At 63.7% G+C, this 9,902-nt stretch carries 11 protein-coding genes; 5 read left to right on the forward strand and 6 right to left on the reverse strand.

What is annotated here, in order from left to right; genetic code table 11:
• Positions 1-215: 215 nt before the first annotated feature.
• Positions 216-710, forward strand: a complete 495-nt coding sequence (gene ssb, locus AC3WOS_RS24525) for a single-stranded DNA-binding protein (protein WP_492719412.1) — start codon at positions 216-218, stop codon at positions 708-710.
• A 90-nt stretch (positions 711-800) separates the two neighbouring features.
• Here ssb and AC3WOS_RS24530 read toward each other — a convergent pair whose 3' ends face one another.
• The 6 genes from AC3WOS_RS24530 to AC3WOS_RS24555 form a co-directional block, all read right to left on the reverse strand.
• Positions 801-1,631 (reverse strand): hypothetical protein, encoded by an 831-nt coding sequence (locus tag AC3WOS_RS24530; protein ID WP_492719413.1) that lies wholly within the window; start codon positions 1,629-1,631, stop codon positions 801-803.
• Positions 1,628-3,157, reverse strand: coding sequence for a hypothetical protein (locus tag AC3WOS_RS24535; RefSeq protein ID WP_492719414.1), 1,530 nt, complete (start codon positions 3,155-3,157; stop codon positions 1,628-1,630). Before AC3WOS_RS24535 ends, AC3WOS_RS24530 begins: the two co-directional genes overlap by 4 nt.
• 12 nt (positions 3,158-3,169) lie before the next feature.
• Positions 3,170-4,864 (reverse strand): OmpA family protein, encoded by a 1,695-nt coding sequence (locus AC3WOS_RS24540; protein ID WP_492719416.1) that lies wholly within the window; start codon positions 4,862-4,864, stop codon positions 3,170-3,172.
• A gap of 476 nt (positions 4,865-5,340) precedes the next feature.
• A complete protein-coding gene (locus AC3WOS_RS24545) occupies positions 5,341-5,904 on the reverse strand; it encodes a hypothetical protein (protein WP_492719417.1) in 564 nt (187 codons plus the stop codon).
• A gap of 74 nt (positions 5,905-5,978) precedes the next feature.
• The gene (locus tag AC3WOS_RS24550; RefSeq protein ID WP_492719419.1) at positions 5,979-6,194 is read right to left on the reverse strand and encodes a DUF2783 domain-containing protein; all 216 of its coding nucleotides are present in this window, start codon (positions 6,192-6,194) and stop codon (positions 5,979-5,981) included.
• Positions 6,195-6,204: 10 nt separating this feature from the next.
• A complete protein-coding gene (locus tag AC3WOS_RS24555) occupies positions 6,205-7,194 on the reverse strand; it encodes an SLAC1 anion channel family protein (protein WP_492719421.1) in 990 nt (329 codons plus the stop codon).
• Between the two features lie 356 nt (positions 7,195-7,550).
• Here AC3WOS_RS24555 and AC3WOS_RS24560 point away from each other — a divergent pair, with 356 nt between their 5' ends.
• The 4 genes from AC3WOS_RS24560 to AC3WOS_RS24575 all read left to right on the forward strand — a co-directional run.
• Positions 7,551-7,967, forward strand: coding sequence for a type IV pilin protein (locus tag AC3WOS_RS24560; RefSeq protein WP_492719422.1), 417 nt, complete (start codon positions 7,551-7,553; stop codon positions 7,965-7,967).
• Between the two features lie 4 nt (positions 7,968-7,971).
• Positions 7,972-8,469, forward strand: coding sequence for a GspH/FimT family pseudopilin (locus AC3WOS_RS24565; protein WP_492719424.1), 498 nt, complete (start codon positions 7,972-7,974; stop codon positions 8,467-8,469).
• A gap of 2 nt (positions 8,470-8,471) precedes the next feature.
• A complete protein-coding gene (locus AC3WOS_RS24570; RefSeq protein WP_492719426.1) occupies positions 8,472-9,065 on the forward strand; it encodes a type IV pilus modification PilV family protein in 594 nt (197 codons plus the stop codon).
• A gap of 10 nt (positions 9,066-9,075) precedes the next feature.
• Positions 9,076-9,902 (forward strand): PilW family protein (locus tag AC3WOS_RS24575; protein WP_492719428.1); only part of this gene is annotated, 827 nt, incomplete at its 3' end.

Below are 9,902 nucleotides of genomic sequence, written 5' to 3' on the forward strand. Positions count from 1 at the left end.
GATACAGCGCTAAAGGTTGGGTATTAAATACTGTATATAATAACAGTATTCGAATTGGCTGTTTCAGCCGTGACACGAAAAAGTTGCGGCGCAGGGGTTGGCCGGCGGCGCGCGAATTGCTTGGCCTCGCGCTGGCGGCTTGGCATATAATCGCCGTTTGGTTCTACAAAACATCAACCGCGTGCAGAAGCGGCCGTTACTCAGGAGTTTTATTCATGGCATCAGTCAACAAAGTCATCATCGTCGGCAATCTGGGTCGCGATCCGGAAATTCGCTACATGCCTAGCGGTGACGCGATCGCCAACATTGCCGTGGCGACCTCGTACAAGTCGAAAGACCGCAACACCGGCGAGCAGAAAGAGCTGACGGAATGGCACCGCATTTCCTTCTTCGGCCGCCTGGCCGAAATCGTCGGCCAGTACCTGAAGAAAGGGTCGTCCGTCTACGTCGAAGGCCGCCTGCAGACCCGCAAGTACACGGACAAGGACGGCGTGGAGAAGTACGCGACCGACATCATCGCCGAGCAGATGCAGATGCTGGGTGGCCGCCAGGGCATGGGCGGCGACGCCGGCATGGATGACGGCGGCTACGACGCCCCACCGGCTCGTCCGGCACCCCGTCCGCAGCAAGCGGCCCCGGCACCGGCCCCGCGCCCGGCACCGAAGCCGGCGCCGAACTTCTCGGATATGGATGACGATATTCCGTTCTAAAACACAGCAATAACGCTGCTGTAAAAAAGCCCTGCAGGTGGTTGACTTGCAGGGCTTTTTCATCAGCCGTCGAAACGGCCATTGCGCGCTTCAGCGGATCGGGTTGAGCAGGGCCGGTTGGCCGAATTCGACCAGTTTCCCGTTTGACTTGCCCAGATAGGTACTCCAGAAGGCGGACAGGGCCTGCATGGTTTTCGGGTCGCGATAGCTCTTGTTTTGCTTGCCATCCTCCGGCAACAGGCCGGCCCCCATCACGTACAGGCGGGCGCCGTCAAAGTCGCCGGTCAAATGGTTTTCTTCGACCGCCCGCAGTTCCTTCGCCGGATCGATATTGCGCACGGCGCGACCTTGCTCGGCGTAGAAATTCGCCACCGACGAGTTTTCCAGCATGTCCGACACGATCAGCACCACCTTGTCCGCCGCCGGCGATTGCTGCACCATGGCCGAAATGGCCTTCAGGCTGGCCAGCACATCCGACTTCGCGATGTTGCTGCTGGTTCCCTGATAGGCCGTCCGCAACGCTTGGCCGGCGGCTTGGGCCGCTTGCACGGGCTGGCGCTGCAGGCACTGGTCCAGCTTGGCCAGCAAGGGCTTGGCGATGTCATTGCGGGCGGCGGGCGGCAACGCGGGATCGAGTTGGCCTGCCGTCAGCACGTCGGTGTAATGGCCCTGGGTGTAGGCGGAAAACACCAGTACGGTGAAGCTGCTGCCCGGCTCCAGGAATGGCTTCAGATTGTCGGCGACTGATTGCTGGAGCGCGGCACTAAGCGGCGTGGTTTGATCGACCGCGATGAAGATGGCGCGCGCCGGCGCGCCGGCGGCCGGCAATTGCCTGTCATGGCAAGGGTGAACGGCATTGCCGGGGCCGGCCCAGGCTGCGCCGGACAGCAGCAGCGCTGGCAGCAGGCGTACCGCGATCACAGCAGGTCCTCCAGTTCCGCATTGCGGGCCCGCAGCGCCTTTTCTTCCTTTTGCCGTTTCAGCGCAACGACGACTTGGGCGTTGAGTTCTTCCGGCAGGGTGGACAACAATGCCAGCTTGGCCGGCTTGTCGTCGCCCATGGTGTCCAGCTGGGCCAGGATGTCGGCGCAACTCTGCTCACCGGACGGCGGCGTAGCCGGGCGCGGCGCCGCTGGCGCGGGCGTTGCCGGACGGGCCGCGACCTGGGCCTTGATGGCACTGGCATGGCGCTGTTCGTTCAACCGTTCCGCTTCGTCGGCGATGCGGGTTTCCTGGATATAGTCGCGGAATGTCTTGCTCAAGTGCTGCCCGGAGGTGCCGGCATGGCCGTTCTCGGCCATGATACGGTGCTGCAACACGGCCAATCTGGCCTGGGCCGTATCGGCCACGCGGCGATAGGCATCACGCACGGCGCTGTAGCTGGAGTAGCGGCCGCCACCGATGTCGCGATAGGCTTCGGCGCTGTTTTCGCCGGCGAAGCCCCAGCGGTAGCCAAAGATTACACCCAGCAATTGCAGGAAGACGAACACAAAGGCCAGGATAATAAATGTGGCCCAGCCGCCATGACGGTCCAGATCGGCCTGGTCGACCGCCACCTTCTTGTCGGCATTGTTGTTCGATGCGGTATCGCTGTCGGGAAGTCGCACTGCCGTCTTGCTCATGTCCAGGCTGTCGCCCGCCGATTGTGTCGCATTGTCGATGTCGGCGTTGGTCTGCGTGATGCGCGCCACCAGTTCCTTTTCCAGCACCTGGCCGCGCACATAGGTGGCGGCACCGGCGATCAACAGCACGATGACGAGCGTGGCGATCGACAGGATGTAGCTCGGGTGCGCGCCCACGCGGTTGCACAACTGCGTGTAGGCGGGTTGATCGTCGTCCTCCGACTGCGAGCGCGCCAAGGGCATGGTGCCGGTAGTCAGCTTGAAGCGGCGCTTGTCTTCCACCCATTCGCGGCGCGCGTTGCGGATACGGTGCGACTTGTACAGTTCGTGGCCCGCGAAGTGGGTGAAGGCGACGAGGATCACGGAGATCAGGAAAGCGATGCCATAGGCGCCGGTCTGTTGCATGTTCTCGCTGGCGCCGGGGATGGTATAGCCGGCCAGCACGTAGGAAAATCCCAGCGCTTCGACGAACACCATGGAGACCGTCAGCAGCCAGATCCAGCCCGGTGTGCTGCGCCGGCCATTGTCGCCGGCCTTGGTGAGGTAGGTGATTTTTTCATTGAAGTCGTGCTCGTCCTGCACATGGACGAAATTCTTATACTCCTGGCACAAGGTGCGCTCGCCGGAAAACCAGCCGGGGTAGGATACGTCTTCGCTGGCGTCACGCGCCAGGGTGGCGATGCGGCCGACCAGCGGGAAGTTAACCCAGGTGTTAAACCACCACCACTTGACCCGCTCCCACAGCGTTGCCACCACGACCAGGGCCAACAAGACGCCGACCAGGCTCCAGGCCAGCAGGGGCGATTCGGTAATTATTTCCTTCATAGGGCGATCCCTTTATTTTTGATAGATTTTGGGTTTGAAATCGGCCGCCAGCACTTGCGCGGCATGGGTATAGACGAGGCGCCCGCTCTTGGCCGTGGCACCGCCTTCGCTGGCAAAGACCACGTCAACACAGTTCAGACCGGCTTTGCCGTTCAAGAACATACGGTAGAGCAAACCCTTGTTGCCCAGGTAAGTGTTGACCTCTGGGGTGGCTTGCAACGACGGCGTTGGATTGGCATTGCGCGCTGGGTTGTAATTGGCGTAGACCTTCAGTTCCGGCCGATTGGCGGCAACGCCATCGTTGGCCAGCACGGCAACCTTGTTCAAGACCACTTGATGGCCATTGACTTGCTCGGTCCACGTCTTGCCATACAGGCCGGGCAGGAATTCGCTGCTACGATAGCTCTTGCCGTCAGCCAGCGTCTTGACCCCGTTGGACAGGCGCGGCCGGTCGCGCGTGCAGTCGCCAATCACGGGCGGCTCGTCCGCATAGGCATCGCTGATGAGCTGGAAGACGCTATGGCGCCGGTTTTCCACCGTGCCGATGTCGGCCAGAGCGATGGCGTTGCGCAACGGCGTGCCGCCAAAATCGATGCCGGTGTCGACTGCCGTGGGCTGTGCGGCAAGCGCTGCCGGCGCTGGATTGCGGACAGCCGGTTTGGCACCGGACGAGGACAGCACTGGCGTGGCTGGACGACTAGTGCCGGCACGGGGGAGAGCGCTGGTCGCGGCCTGGGCCGGTGCGGGCGTGCTGGCCGCAGGACGCGGCACGGAAGCGGACTCGACCGTGCGATATAAGTCATAGCGTGGCTTGCGTTCGGCCAGGAAACGGTCAAAGCTGGCCGCATCCGCAACTTCCACGATTTCCACCCGGCGGTTTTGTGCGCGGCCCATTTCGCTGGCGTTATCGGCGATCGGATACGCTTCTCCCGCGCCCTGGTAGTGCAGCGAATCGCGCGGCACGCCCCGCTTTTCCATATAGCTGGCCACCGTTCTGGCACGCCGTTCCGACAAGTCGGCATTCAGGCGCGAATTGCCAGTATCGTCGGTATGGCCGATCAATAATATTTTTCGCTTGGAAATTTGCGCGATGTAATCGGCCCTGGCCGCTGGATCGGCAATATTGTTGGCTGCCACCCGCAGGTTGTAGGAGTCGGCAATAGCGGAAAAATAGCGCTGAGCCGGCTCGGTCAGCTGATCCGAGTTGCTTTCAAAATGACCGCCTTTGTCGGGTTGATCGCTGATTGCCACGACCATGCCCACGGAATGCTGCTGAATGGCGGCGGCGTTGGGGTTGCGCTTAAGCTGACTATCGTCGATCACCGTGCCGTTGGCACTCACCGTCGAGGTCTTCAAATTCAGGTCGTACTGTTTGGCGATTTTTGCCAGCGCGCAGCGGCGCTGATCCATATCGTGGCCGATCAAGCCGCCCAGTGCGGCCCCCGCCGTGGCGCCCAGCAGGCGGGCGCCGTTTGAATGCTTGGCCTGGTTGCCCAGGATGGCCCCGGCGATCGCACCGACTGCAACGCCGATATTGCGGGCATTGTTGGAGCAGGGGTCGTCACTGGCAAACGTTTCCTTGAATGAAGGTTGGCCCGTGCGTGGATCGGTGGTGCAGCCAGCGATCATTGCGGTAGAAGTTGCCGCAACGATGAATTTGATCGTAAGACGGGAGCGGTTAGGTTGGGGGCTGTGGATTGATTTCAAGTAAATCTCGCGCTCCTGTTAAGGTCGACACCATGTATCCGACATGGCACGGCCATCGCTTTGAGGACTTGCCATTTCCTTAGGCGGTGCATGTACTTGCTATAAATTTAACTAAATTTCAACTTTAGCATAACATATTACCTTGTGGAAATTTCTATCCAATTGTCACTATTGCGTGCCATCGCGATGCCTTGCCTGGACTGTCGAAATCCATGTCCTGGCCGTAGCAAGCCAAACCGTATTTTTTCAATGACGGTGATTGTTGAAGTAACGGGAACGGATGAAGAACTTGAAGCGGATGCAGGCAAACGTGCTGCAACCGTCAAGGCCGGCAGGATGAAGGAGGGCCTCCTCGTGCCTGTGCTGCGCACCGGGAAGCCCATGCCGATGTGGTCAGTGAGCGCAAGCGCGCGACCAGGGCACCACCGGGCGCCCCTTGGGAGGCGCCGCAGGCAAAGCGGGGGGCAACGCCGGCGCTATTTGGTCCTGGCCGGCCGGTTGCGTATGGCCGTGATCTGCTTCAGCTCGCGGTCGGTGGCGTTGCGCAGCAAGGCTTCATGGGCCTTGCCCAGCTCGACGTAGTTGGCCTGCTCCGGCGTGAGGGCATTGCCGCGCAAGACCCGGCTGGTGACATAACCGGTGGCCAGGCAGCACAGCACGGTGATGGCGGCGTAGAACGCGATCCAGCCGCCGGTCTTGTAGCGCAGCACGTTCAGCGACGTGCTGGTGTCCTGCGCCGCCGCCGTGGCCGCCTGCATGGCACCGATCAGCCCGCCGATGGCGGTGGTGGTGGCGGCACTCGCCGCCTGGCCCGCGTCGGCAGCGGCCGCATCGGCGATCTGCCGGGCCTGGGCGTTGACCTTGACCGCTTCGGCGATGCGTTCGTCGATCTGGCCCAGGCTGGCATTGGCCAGCTTGACCAGCCGGTCGCAATTGGCGACCTGCCTGGACAGATCCGCCACCTCACCGTGAAAGCGCTCCACTTCCCTGGTGTGGGCGTCGATCTTGTCGTGCAGGCGGTCGAATTGGGCGTCGTTCATGAAGCAGGCGGCGAAGAGTGATCTCCCATCATACTATGCCGTTGCCGCCGGCAGTTTCACCGTTGCGCTGGCCGTCAGCGCGGCAGCGCCTGTTCGACCTGGACGCGCGCCAGCGCGAACGCCTGGCGCAACACCGCCAGGTCGCCGATGTGATTGGACAGCAGCAGGATCAGCTGCTCGCTCAGCATTTTGCTCTGGCCGTCGTCCAGGTCCTCGTGCGACTCGCTCAGCATCTCGTAGAAGTCCTCGTAGTCGTCCAGGTTCTGGCCCAGCTTCAGTGGCGTAAGCATGGCTTGCCCCTCAGGCCGTCAGCATGCGGCCGGTGGCCAGCGCGTGCAGCGTGCGCACGCTCAGCACGGCGATGGCTACCGTCAGCAAGAACAGCAGCAGGACGGCGATCACGCCCAGGCCCTGGCCGCCCACGGCGTTCGCGTACAGCAGCGCGGCATTGGACAGGGCCGCCAACGGAAAGCCGATCGCCCACCACGAGGGGGAGAACGGCGCCGGTTTCACGGCCAGGCGGTAGCCGATGACCACGAACAGGAACAGGGCGAAGTAGAACAGCAGCGCCGCGAACATGTCGACCCGGTGCACCAGGTTGACGTAGGCGATGAAGCCGACCGCGAACGGCGCCGTCAGTATCATCTTGGACGGGCGCATGGGCGCGGCCAGCGGTTCGTGATGCACCAGCCGCGAGAAGATCAGCACGAAGAACACGAGGGCGCTGACGCTGCCGATGGCCGCGGCCAGCAGGTTCAATTCATGGGTCCAGTCGGCCGTCAGCGCGCCGCCCGTCACCACGATGTCGAGACTGCCCACGCCGGCAATCAGCCAGGCCGGCGCCACGCTGGTGGCCGCGGCGTTGCCGTTGAGCAGGCGGGAAATCATGAGCACGCTCAGCGCCAGCGTGATGGCCGTGCCGATGGACCACACCACCAGCTGGGCCGTGGCGCTGTAGGTGCCGAGCACGCTCGACAGCAGCAGGATGCTGATGCCCACCGTGCCGAAGAAGCTGCCGATCACGGGATGCGTGAATTCATGCCTGACCAGCTCGGGGTACTTGACCAGCTTGCCCAGGTAGGACAGCGCCAGCACGGCGAAAATGGCGAGGGCGACCAGGCCGATGGTGTTGGAGACGGCGATGTCGGCGCCATACGTCTTGCTGGCCAGGCGCCAGGCCAGCGCCAGCCCGGCCACGCTCATGACGGCGCCGAACAGGCTGACGGGCAGATGGCGAACCGACGGCAGTGCGCGGCCGGGCAGGGGGTGTTGCGGTTGGGCGGGTTTCATCGGGGCTCCAAAGATACGTTTGCGTACAGCGATTGTGCCCCGGCAGCACTGGCCTGTGGGGGGCCCAGCCCGCCTCTGGCCCAAAACCCGTATCACTTGTCCCCAAAGCGGCCATGGCGCGCAAACGTTGCCGCTACGGCCTGGACGTGCTGTCCGGCTGGCCGGCATCGCCTGCCATGAAGACAGTTGCATTGTTATTGATAATCGGTCACCACTTTTGACAATAAAGTCGTGCCGTCAGCCTTTTGTCAGTAATTCCTCAGGGAAATGTCAGACTATTGACTTACTCTTTAGTGCAGGAACTCTAATTTTGCCGCCGCCGCCGCTTGCGCGGGGCGCGCTACCGGGAGCAGGCAATGCACGAGCAGAAACGGAATGGAGGCGGTGGCCGGCTTGCGCGCGGCTTCACCTTGATCGAATTGCTGGTGGCGATGGTCGTCATCGGCATCCTGGCCGCCGTCGCCTATCCCGCCTACACCAGCCAGATCGTCAAGTCCAACCGGGCCGCGGCGCAGACTTACCTGCTCGACCTGGCTCAGCGCGAACAGCAATACCTGGCCGACAGCCGCAGCTACGCCGGCACCGTGGCCTTGCTCAATTTGCCCACGCCGGCCGCCGTGGCCGCCAAATACACGATCACCATCGCTGTCCAGGATGGCCCTCCGCCCGCCTTCACCATCACCGCCACTCCGGTGGTGGGCACCAACCAGCAGGCGGACGGCGCACTGACCATCGACAACACGGGCCTGAAGTCGCCCAGCAACAAGTGGTAATGCCATGTGCCGCGCGCAGCCCGTCCCCCCCTGCAGCAGCCGCCACCGCGTGCGCGGCGCCGGCTTCACGTTGCCGGAAGTGCTGGTCACCCTGAGCGTGATCGCCATCCTGGGCGCCATCGCCGCCCCATCGTTCAACCACATGATCGCAACCCAGCGCAGCAAGAGTATCGCGGCCGACCTGGTCACGGTGTTGACGCGCACCCGCAGCGAAGCGATCAAGCGCAGCATGGACGTCACACTGTTGCCCACGGGCGACGGCCAGTGGCAGTCGGGCTGGGCCGTGCTTAACCCGGGCCCGGCTGGCGGCATGCTGGAACAGCACGGCGCCATCGCCCACGCCACGGTGACGGGGCCGGCCAGCATCGTGTTCCATGCCAACGGCCGGCTGCGCGGCAACACCGCGCCCAGCTTCGACATCAGCACCACGGGCAACCCCGAGCACCGCTGCGTGCTGGTGGACCTGAGCGGGCGGCCCTATCTGAAAACGGGAGGATGCTGACCATGGCGCGCCATTGCCCACACCGCACGCACTGCCCGCGCCGCATGCGCGGCACCACCATGATCGAAGTGCTGGTCACGCTGGTCATCCTTGCCTTCGGCCTGCTGGGCGTGGCTGCGCTGCAGGGCAAGATGCAGCTCGGTACGATCGAGTCTTACCAGCGAGCCCAGGCCGTCGTGCTGCTGGAGGACATGGCGGCACGCATCGCGGCCAACCAGGCCAATGCTGTCGGCTTTGTGCTGGCTGCGCCGGCCGGCACCGGCGACAGCCAGCCCGACGATTGCAGCACGCAGGCGGCCGGCGCCGCGCGCGACGTGTGCGAGTGGAGCAACGCCCTGAAAGGCGCGGCCGAACAGAAGGCCGGCGCCAAGGTAGGCGCCATGCTGGGCGCGCGTGGCTGCGTGGAACAGGTGCAGGCCCCCGACACCACCAAGGGCGTCTGCCGGCCCGGGATCTACCAGGTGACGGTGACCTGGCAAGGCGCGCACAAGACGGTGGCCCCCGCGCTCACTTGCGCCACCGGCCTGTACGGTAACGACAGTTACCGCCGCGCCATCGCCGTGCACGTTACCGTCGGCTTGCCGTCCTGTTCCTAGGAGATGCGCCATGTACCGACCTTCCCATAAGCAGCAAGGCTTCACCCTGGTGGAAATCATGGTGGCGGCCGTCATCGGCCTGGTCGTGCTGGCCGCCATGACGACCATGTTTGTCTCCAACAGCCAGTCCCAGTCCGAACTGGAAAAATCGAACCGCCAGATCGAGAACGGGCGCTACGCCGTCCAGCTGCTGAGCGAGGAATTGCGCAACGCCGGTTACTACGGCGAGTTCGATCCCACCGTGCTGGCCCTGCCGGCCGCCCTGCCCGACCCATGCTCGGTGGTGCTGGCCGACCTGCAGGGCGCCTTGCCCCTGTATGTGCAAGGTTACGACAACGCTGCCGGCGGCCAGCTCAACTGCGTGCCCGACGTGCGCACCGGCACCGACATGGTGGTGGTGCGCCATGCCAGCAGCTGCACGGTGGACGACCCCAATTGCGAAGTCAACAGTGCCGGCGCCCCGTATTTCCAGGCTTCCCTGTGCGGCAACCTGAGCGAACTGGGCTCGGGCAGCAGCGCCGACTTCTACGCCCTGGGCCCCACCATGGCCACCATGACCCGGCACCGGCGCGACTGCACGCCCACGGCCGGCAGCGGCACGGCGGCCGCCGTGCGCTACCTGGAAATCCACGTCTACTTCATCGCCAACAACGACAAGAGCGGCGACGGCATCCCCACCCTCAAGCGGGCCGAAATCATCAACAACGGCGGCACCTTGTCGGTGGCCATCGTGCCGCTGGCCGAGGGCATCGAGAACCTGCAGCTCGAATACGGGCTCGACAACAACAGCGACGGCGCCACCGATGCCTACACGGCCGATCCGGCCGGCTTTGGCGG

This window comes from Rugamonas sp. FW305-51, from assembly GCF_058786935.1.

Bases quoted from the DNA above. Each gene is read 5' to 3' on its own strand.
- AC3WOS_RS24560 (WP_492719422.1), top strand. From the start codon at position 7,551: ATGCACGAGCAGAAACGGAATGGAGGCGGTGGCCGGCTTGCGCGCGGC.
- AC3WOS_RS24570 (WP_492719426.1), top strand. From the start codon at position 8,472: ATGGCGCGCCATTGCCCACACCGCACGCACTGCCCGCGCCGCATGCGC.
- AC3WOS_RS24550 (WP_492719419.1), bottom strand. From the start codon at position 6,194: ATGCTTACGCCACTGAAGCTGGGCCAGAACCTGGACGACTACGAGGAC.
- ssb (WP_492719412.1), top strand. From the start codon at position 216: ATGGCATCAGTCAACAAAGTCATCATCGTCGGCAATCTGGGTCGCGAT.
- AC3WOS_RS24555 (WP_492719421.1), bottom strand. From the start codon at position 7,194: ATGAAACCCGCCCAACCGCAACACCCCCTGCCCGGCCGCGCACTGCCG.
- AC3WOS_RS24535 (WP_492719414.1), bottom strand. From the start codon at position 3,157: ATGAAGGAAATAATTACCGAATCGCCCCTGCTGGCCTGGAGCCTGGTC.
- AC3WOS_RS24565 (WP_492719424.1), top strand. From the start codon at position 7,972: ATGTGCCGCGCGCAGCCCGTCCCCCCCTGCAGCAGCCGCCACCGCGTG.
- AC3WOS_RS24545 (WP_492719417.1), bottom strand. From the start codon at position 5,904: ATGAACGACGCCCAATTCGACCGCCTGCACGACAAGATCGACGCCCAC.